General features: G+C 61.7%; 13 protein-coding genes. 10 read left to right on the top strand and 3 right to left on the bottom strand.

The window, feature by feature from the left end:
* Nucleotides 1-2: 2 nt before the first annotated feature.
* The 9 genes from HX824_RS15850 (at nt 3) to HX824_RS15810 (ending at nt 13,848) form a co-directional block, all read left to right on the top strand.
* The gene (locus HX824_RS15850) at nt 3-890 is read left to right on the top strand and encodes a hypothetical protein (protein ID WP_003217488.1); all 888 of its coding nucleotides are present in this window, start codon (nt 3-5) and stop codon (nt 888-890) included.
* Nucleotides 891-908: 18 nt separating this feature from the next.
* On the top strand, nt 909-1,355 hold the full coding sequence (rplI, locus tag HX824_RS15845; RefSeq protein ID WP_003171376.1) for a 50S ribosomal protein L9: 447 nt from the start codon (nt 909-911) through the stop codon (nt 1,353-1,355).
* A gap of 120 nt (nt 1,356-1,475) precedes the next feature.
* Nucleotides 1,476-2,870 (top strand): replicative DNA helicase, encoded by a 1,395-nt coding sequence (gene dnaB / locus HX824_RS15840; protein WP_003217484.1) that lies wholly within the window; start codon nt 1,476-1,478, stop codon nt 2,868-2,870.
* A gap of 99 nt (nt 2,871-2,969) precedes the next feature.
* Nucleotides 2,970-5,273 carry a YgiQ family radical SAM protein gene (locus HX824_RS15835; RefSeq protein WP_008439091.1) on the top strand — a complete coding sequence of 768 codons (2,304 nt, stop codon included), beginning with the start codon at nt 2,970-2,972 and terminating at the stop codon, nt 5,271-5,273.
* 222 nt (nt 5,274-5,495) lie between these two features.
* On the top strand, nt 5,496-6,416 hold the full coding sequence (locus HX824_RS15830) for an NAD synthetase (RefSeq protein WP_102604267.1): 921 nt from the start codon (nt 5,496-5,498) through the stop codon (nt 6,414-6,416).
* Nucleotides 6,413-6,862, top strand: a complete 450-nt coding sequence (locus tag HX824_RS15825; protein WP_134325642.1) for a hypothetical protein — start codon at nt 6,413-6,415, stop codon at nt 6,860-6,862. Before HX824_RS15830 ends, HX824_RS15825 begins: the two co-directional genes overlap by 4 nt.
* Before the next feature lie 187 nt (nt 6,863-7,049).
* Entirely contained in the window at nt 7,050-10,340 is a 3,291-nt protein-coding gene (locus HX824_RS15820; RefSeq protein WP_177054791.1) for a transglutaminase family protein, read from the top strand.
* Between the two features lie 131 nt (nt 10,341-10,471).
* Nucleotides 10,472-12,958, top strand: a complete 2,487-nt coding sequence (locus HX824_RS15815; protein WP_177039706.1) for a circularly permuted type 2 ATP-grasp protein — start codon at nt 10,472-10,474, stop codon at nt 12,956-12,958.
* Nucleotides 12,958-13,848: a transglutaminase family protein gene (locus HX824_RS15810; RefSeq protein WP_177039707.1), complete on the top strand. Its 891-nt coding sequence runs from the start codon at nt 12,958-12,960 to the stop codon at nt 13,846-13,848. Before HX824_RS15815 ends, HX824_RS15810 begins: the two co-directional genes overlap by 1 nt.
* A 130-nt stretch (nt 13,849-13,978) precedes the next feature.
* Here the strand turns inward: HX824_RS15810 and HX824_RS15805 are convergent, their stop codons facing one another.
* Together HX824_RS15805 and HX824_RS15800 are read right to left on the bottom strand one after the other, a co-directional pair.
* Complete coding sequence (locus HX824_RS15805; protein ID WP_003217470.1) at nt 13,979-14,158, bottom strand: hypothetical protein; 180 nt, start codon at nt 14,156-14,158, stop codon at nt 13,979-13,981.
* Nucleotides 14,159-14,226: 68 nt separating this feature from the next.
* Nucleotides 14,227-14,814 carry a TIGR00730 family Rossman fold protein gene (locus HX824_RS15800; RefSeq protein ID WP_003217468.1) on the bottom strand — a complete coding sequence of 196 codons (588 nt, stop codon included), beginning with the start codon at nt 14,812-14,814 and terminating at the stop codon, nt 14,227-14,229.
* A gap of 337 nt (nt 14,815-15,151) precedes the next feature.
* Here HX824_RS15800 and azu point away from each other — a divergent pair, with 337 nt between their 5' ends.
* On the top strand, nt 15,152-15,598 hold the full coding sequence (azu, locus tag HX824_RS15795) for an azurin (RefSeq protein WP_008439083.1): 447 nt from the start codon (nt 15,152-15,154) through the stop codon (nt 15,596-15,598).
* 111 nt (nt 15,599-15,709) lie between these two features.
* On the opposite strand, the gene nadE is transcribed toward azu, so the two are convergent.
* On the bottom strand, nt 15,710-16,537 hold the full coding sequence (gene nadE / locus HX824_RS15790) for an ammonia-dependent NAD(+) synthetase (RefSeq protein ID WP_003217462.1): 828 nt from the start codon (nt 16,535-16,537) through the stop codon (nt 15,710-15,712).
* Nucleotide 16,538: the final 1 nt, after the last annotated feature.

Genomic DNA, 16,538 nt, shown 5'->3' with positions numbered 1-16,538 from the left:
GCATGCGCGCCTTAGCTGAGTTCATCATGCGCGGTCGTGTGCAGGCCACTCTGGTAGTGGCTGGATGTGCAGCATTGCCGTTGTTGTATTGGTTGGGTGCTGCCGCGGGTTGCCTTGTGCTTCTGCGGCGCGGTTTGAAGGACGCCCTTGGCGTTCTTGCCCTGGGAATACTGCCGGCCTTGGTCTGGTGGTTGAAATTCGATGATCCACGGGTACTTCTGGTACTGCTCGGTTCATCGACCCTTGCGTTGGTTTTGCGCGCAAGTGAGTCCTGGGTCCGTACGCTGCTGGTCAGCGTGGCATTGGGGTTGGTGTATTCACTGGCGCTTGGCGCGGCTTTCCGCCCGCAAATCGAGGCGCTGGCGCAGGAGATCATCAAGATCCTGCCGCTGGCCCTCGGGGATCTCTACCAGCAGTTATCGGTAGAGGAGCGAGCGCGCTTTGCGTCAGTGGTTGCACCGATGCTTACCGGCCTGATAGCGGCACTGTTGCAGATTGTCAGCTTGCTGAGCCTGATTCTTGGGCGTTACTGGCAGGCGTTGTTGTATAACCCGGGTGGTTTTGGTCGCGAGTTTCGCAGTATCAGAATCCCCGCTGGACCGGCGATGTTGCTGCTGGCGTTCATGGTGGTCGGGCCGACTTTTGGCCTGGCGCTGTTGGTGCCGTTGTGCAGCGTACCGCTGGTATTCGCCGGCCTGTCCCTGATTCATGGGCTGGTGGCGCAAAAGCGACTGGGCAGATTCTGGCTGGTGGGGTTGTACGTGACGCTGTTGCTGTTCATGCAGCTGATCTATCCGTTACTCGTGGTCTTGGCCATTGTCGACGGCCTGATTGATTTTCGCGGTCGTCTGGCGCCGAAAGACGCCGATAACGCGAACGGTGAAGGTTAAAAGTTAGAGGATTTTCACATGCAACTGATCCTTCTGGAAAAAGTCGCCAACCTGGGCAACCTGGGCGACAAAGTGAACGTTAAGGCCGGCTACGGTCGTAACTACCTGCTGCCATACGGCAAAGCCACCGCTGCAACCGCTGCCAACCTGGCTGCGTTTGAAGAGCGTCGTGCCGAGCTGGAAAAAGCAGCAGCAGACAAAAAAGCTTCGGCCGAAACTCGCGCTGCCCAACTGGCTGAGCTGGAAGTGACTATCACTGCCACCGCCGGTGACGAAGGCAAGCTGTTCGGTTCGATCGGCACCCACGACATCGCTGATGCACTGACCGCCTCCGGCGTTGAAGTGCAGAAGAGCGAAGTTCGTCTGCCGAACGGCACCATCCGCAACGTTGGCGAATTCGATGTAGCCGTGCACCTGCACGCTGAAGTCGAAGCAACCGTACGCGTTGTTGTGGTAGCAGCTTAAGCAACACCTAACTGACTGGCACCTCGCGTGCCAGGCAGTTAACATCGGGCACGATCCTGTTCACAGGTCGTGCCTTTTGTTTTTCTGTAGCTCCTGATTCTCCAACTATTCCAAGTGGCCATGAACGATATCTCCGCTCCTGAGCAATATGACCTGCAAACCGCTGCCCTGAAGGTGCCGCCGCATTCCATCGAGGCCGAACAGGCCGTGCTCGGTGGCTTGATGCTGGACAACAACGCCTGGGAACGCGTGCTGGATCAAGTCTCGGACGGCGATTTCTACCGTCATGACCACCGCCTGATCTTCCGCGCCATTGCCAAGCTGGCCGACCAGAACTCACCGATCGACGTGGTGACCCTGGCCGAGCAATTGGACAAGGAAGGCCAGACGTCCCAAGTGGGCGGCCTGGGTTACCTGGGCGAGCTGGCGAAAAACACGCCATCGGTCGCCAACATCAAGGCGTATGCGCAGATCGTCCGTGCGCGGGCCACGTTGCGCCAGTTGATCGGCATCGCCACCGAGATCGCCGACAGCGCGTTCAACCCGGAAGGCCGCACTGCCGAAGAGATTCTCGACGAGGCCGAACGGCAGATCTTCCAGATCGCCGAGGCCCGGCCGAAAACCGGCGGCCCGGTCAGCGTCAACGACTTGCTGACCAAGGCCATCGACCGTATCGACACCTTGTTCAACACCGACAACGCCATCACCGGCCTGTCCACCGGCTACACCGACCTCGACGGCATGACCAGCGGCCTGCAGCCAGCCGACTTGATCATCGTCGCCGGCCGTCCGTCCATGGGTAAAACCACCTTCGCCATGAACCTGGTGGAAAACGCCGTGTTGCGCAGCGACAAGGCCGTACTGGTTTACTCCCTGGAGATGCCAGGCGAATCGCTGATCATGCGTATGTTGTCGTCCCTGGGCCGCATCGACCAGACCAAGGTGCGTGCCGGCCGCCTGGAAGACGACGACTGGCCGCGGCTGACCTCGGCGGTCAACCTGCTCAACGATCGCAAGCTGTTTATCGATGACACCGCGGGCATCAGCCCGTCGGAAATGCGCGCGCGTACCCGACGCCTGGTGCGTGAGCACGGCGATATTGCCCTGATCATGATCGACTACCTGCAGTTGATGCAGATCCCGGGCTCCAGCGGTGACAGCCGGACCAACGAGATTTCCGAGATTTCCCGCTCGTTGAAAGCCCTGGCCAAGGAATTCAACTGCCCGGTGGTTGCCCTGTCGCAGCTCAACCGATCTCTTGAGCAGCGTCCGAACAAACGCCCGATCAACTCCGACTTGCGGGAATCCGGAGCGATCGAGCAGGATGCTGACGTGATCATGTTCGTATACCGGGACGAGGTGTATCACCCGGAGACCGAGCATAAAGGCATCGCTGAAATCATTATCGGTAAACAGCGTAACGGGCCAATCGGCACCACGCGCCTGGCCTTCATCGGTAAATACACCCGCTTCGAGAACCTGGCGCCGGGCAGCTATAACTTCGAAGACGAGTAAAAGCGCTGCCCGCCAATTCCGACTGCAAAGGTCGGAATTGGTCAAATTTTGTGCTATATTCCGCGCCCGCGATTTTTCATCTCAACACCGGTCACCGTCATGCAAACAGCCAAGCCGTTATTTGACTATCCCAAGTACTGGGCCGAATGTTTCGGTCCTGCGCCATTCCTGCCGATGAGCAGGGAGGAGATGGATCAGCTTGGCTGGGATTCATGCGACATCATCATCGTCACCGGTGACGCGTACGTGGACCATCCGTCGTTCGGCATGGCAATCATCGGCCGGCTGCTGGAGTCCCAGGGCTTTCGCGTCGGGATCATTGCCCAGCCCAACTGGCAGTCCAAAGACGACTTCATGAAGCTCGGCGAGCCGAACCTGTTCTTCGGCGTCGCGGCCGGCAACATGGACTCGATGATCAACCGCTACACCGCCGACAAGAAAATCCGCTCCGATGACGCCTACACCCCAGGCGGCATGGCCGGCAAACGTCCGGACCGCGCGAGCCTGGTCTACAGCCAGCGCTGCAAGGAAGCCTACAAGCACGTGCCGATCGTGCTCGGCGGCATCGAAGCCTCCCTGCGCCGCATCGCCCACTACGACTACTGGCAGGACCGTGTACGCAACTCGATCCTGATCGACGCCTGTGCCGATATCCTGCTGTACGGCAACGCCGAGCGGGCCATCGTCGAAGTCGCCCAGCGCCTGTCGTGGGGCCACAAGATCGAAGACATCACCGACGTGCGCGGCACCGCGTTCATTCGCCGTGACACGCCCGAAGGCTGGTACGAGGTGGACTCCACCCGTATCGACCGTCCGGGCAAGATCGACAAGATCATCAACCCGTACGTGAACACCCAGGACACCCAGGCCTGCGCCATCGAGCAGGAAAAGGGCCCGGTGGAAGACCCGGAAGAGGCCAAGGTGGTACAGATCCTGGCCAGCCCACGCATGACCCGTGACAAGACCGTGATCCGTCTGCCGTCCGTGGAAAAAGTCCGTGGCGACTCGGTGCTGTATGCCCACGCCAACCGCGTGCTCCACCTGGAAACCAACCCGGGCAACGCCCGCGCGCTGGTACAGAAGCACGGCGAAGTGGATGTGTGGTTCAACCCGCCGCCCATTCCCATGACTACCGAAGAAATGGACTACGTGTTCGGCATGCCTTACGCCCGTGTTCCACACCCGGCGTACGGCAAGGAAAAGATCCCGGCCTACGACATGATCCGCTTCTCGGTGAACATCATGCGTGGCTGCTTCGGCGGCTGCACCTTCTGCTCGATCACCGAGCACGAAGGCCGAATCATCCAGAACCGTTCCGAAGAGTCGATCATTCGCGAAATCGAAGAGATCCGCGACAAGGTGCCAGGCTTCACCGGCGTCATTTCCGACCTCGGCGGCCCGACCGCGAACATGTACCGCATTGCCTGCAAGAGCCCGGAAATCGAATCCGCGTGCCGCAAGCCATCCTGCGTGTTCCCGGGCATCTGCCCGAACCTGAACACCGACCACTCGTCGTTGATCCAGCTGTACCGCAGCGCCCGTGCGTTGCCGGGTGTGAAGAAGATCCTGATCGCTTCCGGCCTGCGCTACGACCTCGCGGTCGAGTCGCCGGAGTACGTGAAGGAGCTGGTGACCCACCACGTCGGTGGTTACCTGAAGATCGCCCCGGAACACACCGAGGAAGGTCCGCTCAACCAGATGATGAAACCGGGCATCGGCAGCTATGACAAGTTCAAGCGCATGTTCGAGAAGTACACCAAGGAAGCGGGCAAGGAGCAGTACCTGATTCCTTACTTCATCGCCGCCCACCCGGGCACCACCGATGAAGACATGATGAACCTGGCCCTGTGGCTCAAGGGCAACGGCTTCCGCGCCGACCAGGTGCAGGCGTTCTACCCGTCGCCAATGGCCACCGCCACAGCGATGTACCACTCGGGCAAGAATCCGCTGCGCAAGGTCACCTACAAGAGCGACGCGGTGACCATCGTCAAGAGCGAAGAACAGCGCCGCCTGCACAAGGCCTTCCTGCGCTACCACGACCCGAAGGGCTGGCCGATGCTGCGTGAAGCATTGACTCGCATGGGCCGTGCAGACCTGATCGGGCCGGGCAAGGAGCAACTGATCCCGTTGCACCAACCGTCCACCGACAGCTACCAGAGCGCCCGTCGCAAAAATTCGACGCCGGCTGGCAGCCACAAGGTTGCGAAGGAAACCACCACCAGGATCCTCACCCAGCATACCGGCTTGCCGCCCCGTGGCAGTGACGGCAGCAACCCGTGGGACAAGCGTGAGCAAGCCAAGGCCGCGGCCATGGCGCGCAACAAGCAGGCCGCCAAGGAGCGCACCGACGCCGCCAAAGGCAAAGGCAAGAAGCCAGCCCGCAAGCCGGTCGTGCCGCGTTGATCGCTGCCTGAAACGCAAAAACGCCAGCCTCGTGCTGGCGTTTTGCTTTCTAGCGGGTGGGTAGCCTGTTTGTTAAGGTGGCGCCCATTCGAGCGCCATCGCAGGCAAGCCAGCTCCCACATGTGACCGGGTTTCAGCATGAGAATGCGGTCGAATGTGGGAGCGGGCTTGCTCGCGAAAGCGCCAGTTCAGACACCACCCATTTCAAGGAAGAACACCCCCATGAGCAGCCCCCTGCTTGGCATCGGCATGGACTCCAACCGCTCCCAGTTCATGGCCCGCCAGCGCATCGAAAGCCAGATCAACCTGCCACGCCTGTTTGCTGCCATCGACGCCGACCCCGGCATCGTGGGGGCGGGTGTGGTGTATATCGATGCCGACTTCAACGTCGTCACCCTGCGCGAATTCCAACCCATCTGCAGCATTGCGCCCAAACGCGTGATCCTGCGGGAAGCGCAGCGGTACATAGCGCCGGCGCAGTTCGCCCAGCAGGTGCAAGACAATCCCCGTGAATCGCGGCTGGTGGGTGAAGCGATCAACACCACGCTGTCGTGTGCCGGTGCAGTCATCGGCTGGGTAGTGGTGCTCAGCGGCTCTGTCGCGATACCGTTTTCGGCGGGTGCCAGTACGGTGGTCGCAGCCCTCGGCTACACCGCTGCGGCAGCCAGTACCGTTCAGTGTTTTGCCGGTGGCTACCGGACCGTCAACGAAATAAGAAATCCGTCGCGCAACGACGAGCTCGACGGCGAGGAATGGTATCAATACACGATGATCGCGTTGGACGCCGCATCGTTGGTCGGAGTCGGTGCATCGTCACTCACCACCCTCAAGCTGGTCCGGCTGAATAGGGCGACCACCGGCAAAAGTGTTCGGGAGGTACTGAAAGGCTTGAATCGACAAGAGCGCGCCAAACTGACCAAGGAGTTGCTGAGCATTAACGACCCTCGCTTGAGCTCGAAGATGCTCAAGTTGCGACAGTTGTCAGGTGAGCTGCCCAAGCGCTTCACGCCCACACAGGTCAAGCACGCAACGGTCACGCAAATACAGGATGCGTTGGGCGCCTCGATTGGCTTCACGGGCAGTGCGCTTTCCGGGAATGTCCGAACCATTGCCGTAGGTCTATACGAGGAGATTGAGCAATGAACCAAGCACCGAGCATTCGTGCCTTTCTATCCCGGTACTTTCCGGTTTTCATGGGGGCGATATTTGCAGCGGTATTTTCCCTGGTCTTCGCGGTGCCTTTGTTTTTTGACAGCTATTTCCGGGACCTTCCCCTGGCGGATAACGCCAAGTACTCCTTTCTCGGCGGAATCGCTCTGACGTTGGTCATCGTGCACTGCAACTTCATGATCGCCCGCGGACGCCCGCAATGGGTGTGGCCGCTGGTGGTGTTGCTGGGGCTTTGTCTTGTGTGTGTGCTGCCCACGATCGAGTACCGACCGCATCCATTTATTTATGGCATGAGCGTGCTGTTGCCGTTGCTGGCGCTGCTGGTGCTTAACAGCAAGCGCCACCGCGAAATGCGCCAGAAACTGGTCGAAGTTCGCCACCTGCGTGAAGCCGTGATCGCCAGGCACAAAGCCCGTTGACTGGGTAGATTCACCACCCACCCTCACACTCCCGCCACAAATACGTGCAACCCTCGCACCACGACGGCAGCCATCGCGCCGTTTTGGTGCTGTACTGCACCGGGTCCCACGATAAAGCGCAATGACCACTGCTCTGGCATAAGTCTTGCGCGCTTTGTTTCCATGCCCTGGCTCGCAGGAGGCCGCCGTGTCGATTCATGTCGCGTTGCACCACGTTACGCATTACCGCTACGACCGCGCGGTCGAACTCGGCCCACAGATTGTTCGTCTGCGTCCGGCGGCCCATAGCCGCACGCGGATTCTTTCCTACGCGCTGAAGGTGCTGCCGGAACAGCACTTCATCAATTGGCAGCAAGATCCCCAGGGCAATTACCTGGCGCGTCTGGTGTTCCCGGAAAAAACTGACGAGCTGCGCATCGAAGTCGACCTGGTCGCGGAGATGGCGGTATTCAATCCGTTCGATTTCTTCCTGGAACCCTACGCCGAAAAAATCCCTTTCAGCTACGCCGCCGATGAGCAGCGCGAGCTGGCGCCGTACCTGGAAACATTGCCGCTGACCCCGCGATTCGCCGCGTATCTGGCGGGTATCGACCGCACGCCGTTGCCGGCGGTGGATTTCCTGGTGGGCCTGAATCAGCGTCTGGCCGCCGACATCGGCTACCTGATCCGCATGGAGCCGGGGGTACAAACTCCGGAATTCACCCTGGAAAACGCCTCCGGTTCCTGCCGGGATTCGGCGTGGTTGCTGGTGCAACTGCTGCGCAACCTTGGGTTGGCGGCACGATTTGTGTCCGGTTATCTGATCCAGTTGACCGCCGACGTCAAAGCCCTCGACGGCCCGTCCGGCACCGAGGTGGATTTCACCGACCTGCACGCCTGGTGCGAAGTGTATTTGCCCGGCGCCGGCTGGATCGGCCTCGATGCCACCTCCGGTTTGTTCGCCGGTGAAGGTCATATCCCGTTGGCCTGTAGTCCTGATCCTTCTTCCGCGGCGCCCATCAGTGGCCTGGTGGAACCCTGCGAGTGCGAATTTACCCACGAGATGTCCGTGGAGCGGATTTGGGAAGCCCCCAGGGTTACCAAGCCCTACACCGAAGAGCAGTGGCTGGCGATCCAGGCCCTGGGCCGGCAGATCGACGGTGACCTGCACAAGGACGACGTACGCCTGACCATGGGCGGCGAACCCACCTTCGTTTCCATCGACGACCCCGACGGCGCCGAATGGAACACCGCCGCCCTGGGCCCGGACAAACGCCGGCTGTCCGCCGAACTGTTCCAGCGCATGCGCAAGCACTACGCACCCAAGGGCCTGGTGCATTTCGGCCAGGGCAAGTGGTACCCCGGCGAGCAACTGCCGCGCTGGTCCCTCAACTGCTACTGGCGCCGCGACGGCGTGCCGATCTGGCACAACAGCGCGCTGATCGCCGATGAGCAGGAAAGCTATGGCGCCGACGGCGTGATGGCCGGGCGTTTTCTGGCCAGCGTTGCCGAGCGCCTGAAACTGCCTGCGCAGTTTGTATTTCCGGCCTACGAAGACAATTTCTATTACCTGTGGCGCGAAGGCGCCTTGCCGCAAAACGTCAGCGCCGAAGATCCGCGCCTGGAGGACAAGCTTGAGCGCGAGCGCCTGCGCAAGGTCTTCAGCCAGGGCCTGGATAAAGTCATCGGCCAGGTGCTGCCGCTGGCGCGCACGGCGGCCAATGACCGCTGGCAGAGCGGGCGCTGGTACCTGCGGGACAACTATTGCCGCCTGGTGCCGGGCGATTCACCGTTGGGTTATCGCCTGCCACTGGCCTCGCAACCGTGGGTAACGGCGGCGGACTATCCGTTCGTGCACCCCACCGATCCCAATCAGGACCTGGCAGACCTGCCGACCACCTCGCAACTGCAAAGCCATGGCGAGGCAGCTGCCAGCCAAGACCGTATCCCGAAGATCGACGAGTCTGCCGACTGGCTGACCCGCACCGCCCTGTGCGCCGAGGCACGGGACGGCCGCCTGTACCTGTTCATGCCGCCGCTGGAACGGGTCGAGGATTACCTGGAACTGGTGGCCGCCATCGAAGCCACCGCCGAAGAACTGCATTGCCCGGTGCTGCTGGAAGGCTATGAGCCGCCGAGCGACCCACGCCTGAGCAACTTCCGGGTGACGCCGGATCCGGGTGTGATCGAGGTCAACGTGCAGCCGTCCGCCACCTGGGACGAGTTGGTGGAACGCACCGAGTTTCTCTACGAAGAAGCCCGGCAAACCCGCCTCACCACAGAAAAATTCATGATCGACGGGCGCCACACCGGCACCGGCGGCGGTAACCACTTTGTGCTCGGTGGCGCTACGCCCAAGGATTCGCCGTTCCTGCGGCGTCCCGATCTGCTGCGCAGCCTGATCAGCTATTGGCATAACCATCCGTCATTGTCCTACCTGTTTTCCGGCCTGTTCATCGGCCCGACTTCCCAGGCACCACGGGTCGACGAAGCGCGCAACGATGCGCTGTATGAGCTGGAAATCGCCTTCGCGCAGATGCCCGAAGCGGGCGAAGAATGCCCGCCATGGTTGGTGGACCGCCTGCTGCGCAACCTGCTGATCGACGTCACTGGCAATACCCACCGCGCCGAGTTCTGCATCGACAAGCTCTACTCGCCGGACGGTGCCACCGGCCGCCTGGGCCTGCTGGAATTGCGTGCCTTTGAAATGCCGCCCCACGCCCGCATGAGCCTGACCCAACAGTTGCTGCTGCGGGCACTGGTCGCGCGGTTCTGGCGTGAACCCTATGCGCCGCCGAAGCTGGCGCGCTGGGGCACAGAGCTGCATGACCGCTTCCTGCTGCCGCACTTTATCGAGCAGGATTTTGCCGACGTGATCGTCGAGCTGAACGCTGCCGGTTATCCGCTGCGGTTCGAATGGTTTGCTGCGCACCTGGAGTTCCGTTTTCCCAAGGTCGGTGACTACGCCGTCAGCGGCATCGAACTGGAATTGCGCCAGGCCCTTGAGCCCTGGCATGTGCTGGGCGAGGAGGGTGCGGTGGGCGGTACGGTGCGTTACGTGGATTCGTCCCTGGAACGCCTGCAGGTCAAGTTGAGTGGCCTGCCGCCCCAGCGTTACCTGCTGACCTGCAATGGCATCCCGGTGCCGCTGCAACCCACCGGGCGCGTCGGCGAGTTTGTGGCTGGCGTGCGTTATCGCGCCTGGCAACCGGCCAACTGCCTGCAGCCAACGATCCCGGTGCATGCGCCACTGGTGTTCGATCTTTTGGATACGTGGATGCAGCGCTCGCTGGGCGGTTGCCAGTACCATGTCGCCCATCCGGGCGGGCGCAATTACGACAGCCTGCCGGTGAATGCCAATGAAGCTGAAAGCCGGCGGATGGCGCGGTTTTTCCGCTTGGGACACAGCCCCGGGAAATTGCCGGTGCCGAGTGTGGTGATCAATGATGAATTGCCGATGACCCTGGATTTGCGGCGCTTCCCCAATAAGAATGACTAAATGCGATTCAAAATGTGGGAGCAGGGTTTGTGTGGGAGCAGGCAAGCCAGCTCCCACACAAACCTGCTTGCACACTGGATTTGCAGTGTTTGTAAATTAATCTGACTTCCCTTGCCTCTGCCGAGCGTTCCATGCCCGACTTGCTCGACCGTTACCCGCTGACCGCGGGCACTTATCACGAACTGCTGGACGACAGCGGCGCGGTTCGCGCCCATTGGCAGCGGCTGCTCGATCACTTGCAACGCAGCACCCCGGCGCAACTGGCCCAGCGCCAGGCCTTGCTGACTCGGCAGATCCAGGAAAACGGCGTGACCTACAACGTCTACGCCGACCCCAAGGGCGCCGATCGCCCCTGGGAACTGGACCTGTTGCCCCACGTGCTGGCGGCCGATGAATGGAAGCAACTTGCCGCCGGCATCGCCCAGCGTGCGCGCCTGCTGAATGCAGTACTGGCCGACCTCTACGGCCCGCAACGCTTGATCGCCGAAGGCTTGCTGCCGGCAGAACTGGTGTTCGGCCATAACAATTTCCTGTGGCCGTGCCAGGGCATCCAGCCGCCCGACGGCGCGTTCCTGCACCTGTACGCCGTGGACCTGGCGCGTACGCCGGATGGCCGCTGGTGGGTCACCGCCGACCGGACCCAGGCCCCGTCCGGCGCCGGTTATGCTTTGGAAAACCGCACCATCGTGTCCCGCGCCTTCCCGGACCTGTACCGCGACTTGCAGGTGCAGCACCTCACCGGGTTCTTCCGCACCCTGCAGGAAACCCTGGCCCGCCAGGCGCCGAGCGACGACCAGCCACCGCTGATCGTGCTGCTGACCCCGGGCCGTTTCAACGAAAGCTATTTCGAGCATCTGTACCTCGCCCGCCAGCTTGGCTACCCGCTGGTGGAAGGCGGCGACCTGACCGTGCGCGACGCCACGGTGTACCTCAAGACCCTCAGCGGCCTGCGCCGGGTGCACGCGATCATGCGCCGCCTGGACGACGACTTCTGCGACCCGCTGGAACTGCGCACCGACTCGGCCCTCGGCGTGCCCGGCCTGCTGGATGCCGTGCGCCAGGGCAATGTGCTGGTGGCCAACGCCCTGGGCAGTGGCGTGCTGGAATCCCCTGGCCTGTTGGGATTTCTGCCGAAGATCAATCAATTCCTGTTTGGCGAAGAGCTGATCCTGCCGTCCATCGCGACCTGGTGGTGCGGTGAGCCGCCGGTGCTGGCCGAAGCCCTGGAGAAACTGCCGGAGCTGCTGATCAAGCCGGCGTTTCCGTCGCAAAGCTTTACCCCGGTATTTGGCCGCGACTTGAACGACGAACAACGCGAGGCCCTGGCTGAGCGCATGCGCGCGCGGCCTTACGCCTATGTCGCCCAGGAACTTGCGCAGTTGTCCCAGGCGCCGGTCTGGCACACCGTTGACGATCACCTTCAGCACCGCGCCATCGGCATGCGTGTGTACGCCGTAGCCAGCGCCGACGGTTATCGGGTACTGCCCGGTGGCCTGACCCGTGTGGCCGCCGATGCCGATGCCGAAGTGGTGTCGATGCAGCGCGGCGGTGCGAGCAAGGACACCTGGGTGCTCGGCGAGCGTGCCCACGGCACCGAACAGTGGCGCGCCCAACGGGCCATCGGCGCCCATGACCTGGTGCGACGTGATCCGTACCTGCCGTCGCGGGTGGTGGAAAACCTGTTCTGGTTTGGCCGTTATTGCGAGCGCTGTGATGACAGTGCGCGCTGGTTGCGGATCGTCCTCGCCCGCTATGTCGACGGAGACGACCCGCTGGCGCTGCAGGCGGCGGTTGAACTGGGTGAGAACCTGCGACTGTTGCCGGAGGAGGGCGAGTTGCCTGAGCGGCTTCAGGCGGCGTTGCTCGGTGATGACTGGCCGTCGAGCCTGCGGGCCAACTTGCAGCGCTTGCAGTGGGCGGCGTCCCAGGTGCGCGGCAAGCTGTCCCGGGAAAACTGGCAGGCGCTGGTGGAGTTGCAGCGCGAAGCCCTGGAACTGGAAAGCGAAGAGCCGGACTTCGGCGAACTGCTGGATTTCCTCAACCGCCTGGTGATGTCCCTGGCCGCGCTGTCGGGCTTTGCCCTTGACGACATGACCCGCGACGAAGGCTGGCGCTTCCTGATGATGGGCCGGCGCATCGAGCGCCTGCAGTTTCTCAGCAGCAGCCTGGCGGCGTTCCTGCGCGGCGTGGCGGTGTTCGATCAGGCCGGGCTGGAGTGGTTGCTGGAACTGGGCAACAGCAGCATCACCTATCGTTCGCGCTACCTCGCGGTACCGCAGCTGATTCCGGTGCTGGACCTGTTGCTGCTGGATGAGCAAAACCCTCACGCAGTGCTGTTCCAGCTGAAACTGGTGAGCCGCACCTTGCGTCGCTTGAATGACGATTTCAGCGTGCCCCGGGAAACCGGGTTGGCGCCGTTGGTGGAGCGCCTGGCGCGCTTTGACCTGGGCTGCCTGGAGAACCCGCTGTTCGGCGAGTCCAGTGTGCGCGCTGCGCTGGACGGCCTGGCCGACCTGCTGCAAGCGGTGGCCGATGAAAGTGGGCAAGTCTCGGATCGCCTGGCCTTGCGCCATTTTGCCCATGTGGACGATGTCAGCCAGCAAACGGTGTCTGTGTGATGAGTGCCCGCTACCAGATTTTCCACGATACCCATTACCACTACGACAGCCCGGTGTCCCTGGCCCAGCAGCTGGCGCACCTGTGGCCGCGGCCTTGCGCCTGGCAGCGCTGCAGCTCGCAGCAACTGGAGATCAGCCCCGAGCCGACCGCGCGCCGGGATGAGCTGGACGTGTTTGGTAACCCGATCACCCGGCTGGCGTTCGAGCGGCCCCATGATGAACTGCTGGTGAACGCCGGGCTGACAGTGGAGGTGTTGGCGCGGCCGCTGCTGGATTTCAGCCTGTCGCCGGCCTGGGACCAGACCCGCAACGGCCTGACCTACAGCAGCCAGCCGCTGTCGGCCGAAGTGATCGAGGCGTGCCGCTATCGGTTCGAATCGCCCTATGTGCATTTGAAGAAAAGCTTCGTCGAGTTCTCCGAAGACTGTTTCCCGGCCGGTCGTCCGTTGCTGTTGGGTGTGCAGGCGCTGATGCAGAAGATCTTCAGCGAATTTACTTTCGATGCCGAAGCCACCCAGGTCGCCACGCCGTTGGTGGAAGTGCTGGAGCGCCGGCGCGGCGTGTGCCAGGACTTCGCCCACCTGATGCTCGCGTGCCTGCGTTCCCGGGGCCTGGCGGCGCGGTATATCAGTGGTTACCTGCTGACCCAGCCACCGCCCGGCCAACCACGGTTGATCGGCGCGGATGCGTCCCACGCGTGGGTGTCGGTGTTTTGCCCGGTGTCGGGTTGGGTGGATTTTGACCCGACCAACAATGTGCAGCCGGCACTGGAACACATCACCCTGGCCTGGGGCCGGGACTTTTCCGATGTTTCGCCGTTGCGGGGGGTGATTCTGGGGGGAGGGAGCCATGACCCGGAAGTGCGGGTGACGGTGATGCCGCTGGAGTAATGCACAAGATCGTTCCCACGCTCCGCGTGGGAATGCCTGTTGTGACGCTCTGCGTCACCCTGCACATATCTCAAATCGGGACGCGGAGCGCCCCAGGATGCATTCCCACGCGGAGCGTGGGAACGATCACCTATTCAGCGTCTTTCGGTGCTTCGGTTTCGTCTGTAGCCACTGTACCTTCAGCATCCGGGTTCAGTGCACCGGCTTCTTCGTCGGCTGCAATTTTCTTGCGCTGCAGCTTTTCCTCTTTCTTCTGCTCTTTGGCCAAGTCTCTCTGACGTTTGGCGAAGGAGTAATTAGGTTTTGCCATGGGCGATCCTCTGGGGTCGAAGGTGAGGTTGAGCGGCGCGTATTCTGCCTTTAATCGCGTCCCAAGGGTTAATCGGGTTTTTGGTCCACCCATTTGGGCAGGACCAGCGGTTGCCAGGCATCCAGTACGTCAAGCAGCTCAGCCGGCGATTCGCTCATTTGCAGCATGGCACGATGCGGTGCCCGGACGAAGCCTTCGCCGACGATATGATCAAGAAAATCGGTCAACTTGCGGTAAAAACCGTTCACTTCGAGCAAACCCAGCGGTTTGCCGTGGTAGCCGAGCTGGCCCCAGGTCCAGACTTCGAACAGTTCTTCCAGGGTGCCCAGGCCGCCCGGCAGCGCAATAAAGGCGTCGCTCAGCTCGGCCATGCGTGCCTTGCGGGCGTGCATGCCGTCGACCACCTCCAGGCGGGTCAGGCCTTTGTGGCCGATTTCGAGGTTTTTCAGGCTTTCGGGAATAATTCCGATCACCTCGCCGCCGGCTTCCAGCGCCGCATCGGCGACGATACCCATCAGGCCCACGGCGCCGCCGCCGTACACCAGGGTCAGCTTGCGCTCGGCCAGCGCGCGCCCGAGGGCCACGGCTGCTTCACGGTAGGCCGGGTTGGTGCCGCTGCTGGCACCGCAAAACACACAGACAGACTTCAAGGACATACCTGACTCCACTCAGTTGTGGCTAAAGAGTAAAGGCTGGCTTGCGTCTCTCAAAGGATTAAACCTCGCGTTGAGGTGTTTCGCAGGTGCCGCTGGCACCACAGGCATAGGCGGCAAGCAGGCTGCGGAACAGACTATTGAGGTGCATGGCTGGGACTCCGGATGGGTGATGGACCGATCATAGGCCGGCACTCGCACTTTGGCCGGTAGATTGTGTCGATGAGTCTGATAGCCTAAAGTTGTATACAATCTGTTGATACAGATCATATGAAGTCCTGCCTGACTCAGGCACCCTTGTCGCAATATGCGTTTTTTAAACCCTGCCCTGGAGATTCACATGTTTGCCAAACTCGTTGCTGTTTCCCTGCTGACTCTGGCTAGCGGCCAGTTGCTTGCTGCAGAGTGCAAGGTCACTGTCGACTCCACTGACCAGATGTCCTTCAACACCAAGGCCATCGAAATCGACAAGAGCTGCAAGACGTTCACCGTTGAGTTGACCCACTCCGGCAGCTTGCCGAAAAACGTCATGGGCCATAACTGGGTGCTGAGTTCCGCCGCCGACATGCCTGGCATCGCCAGCGACGGCATGGCTGCCGGCATCGACAAGAACTACCTGAAAGACGGTGACACCCGCATCATCGCCCACACCAAGATCATCGGTGCCGGCGAGAAAGACTCCGTGACCTTCGATGTGTCGAAGCTGGCGGCAGGCACTGACTACGCGTTCTTCTGCTCGTTCCCAGGCCACATCTCGATGATGAAAGGCACTGTGACCCTGAAGTAAACACTCTTGTAGGAGCGAGCTTGCTCGCGAAAACCTCAAAGGCACCGCGCTCATCCAGGATGGGCGCGTTTTCGTTGACGATCTTCGCGAGCAAGCTCGCTCCTACAGTGCTCAGGGTGCAAACGGCATCACCCGCTTGTGCTCGGTCTTGCGATAGGTGTCGCAGATGATCTTGAAGGCCTCCTCGCGCACCGGCTCGCCGTGCAGGAACGCGTCGATCTCGGCATAGGTCACGCCATGGGACGCTTCGTCCGGCTTGCCCGGCGACAGGTCTTCCAGGTCGGCCGTCGGGATCTTCTCTACCAGCGATTCCGGAGCACCAAAGTGCCGGGCAATCGCGCGCACCTGGTTCTTCACCAGCCCGCTCAGCGGTGCCAGGTCGCAGGCGCCATCACCGAACTTGGTGAAAAAGCCCATCACCGCTTCCGCCGCATGGTCGGTACCGATCACCAAACCACCGGCCGCGCCAGCGATGGTGTACTGCGCCACCATGCGCATGCGCGCCTTGGTGTTGCCCAGCACGAAGTCCCGGGAGACTGCGGCCTTGCCTTCAAACGCTGCCACTTCATTGGCCAGGGATTTCACCGCCGGGCCGATGTTCACCGTGTGGCGTTCGTCGGGTTCGATAAAGTCCACGGACGCCTGGGCGTCGTGTTCGTCGAACTGGGTTTCGTAGGGCAGGCGCACCGCGATAAAGCGGTACGCATCGTCACCCTTGGCAGCCCGCAACTCTTGCATTGCACGCTGGGCCAGCAGGCCGGCGGTCAGGGAGTCGACGCCGCCGCTGATGCCCAGCACCAACGTCTTGAGGCCTGAATTGAGCAGGCAATCCTGGATAAAGGTAACGCGCCGGGCGACCTCCGCCTCAAGGGCGGCCTGGTCCTTGAACGGTGGTTGGACCTTGAGCTGTTCAGCAATCTCGCGCTGTACGGCTTGCATG

It is taken from the genome of Pseudomonas sp. D4002, assembly GCF_013385665.1.
Taxonomy (GTDB): Bacteria; Pseudomonadota; Gammaproteobacteria; order Pseudomonadales; family Pseudomonadaceae; genus Aquipseudomonas.
Note: the sequence above shows the minus strand (reverse complement) of the source record. Positions and strands in the feature narration are given on the sequence as shown.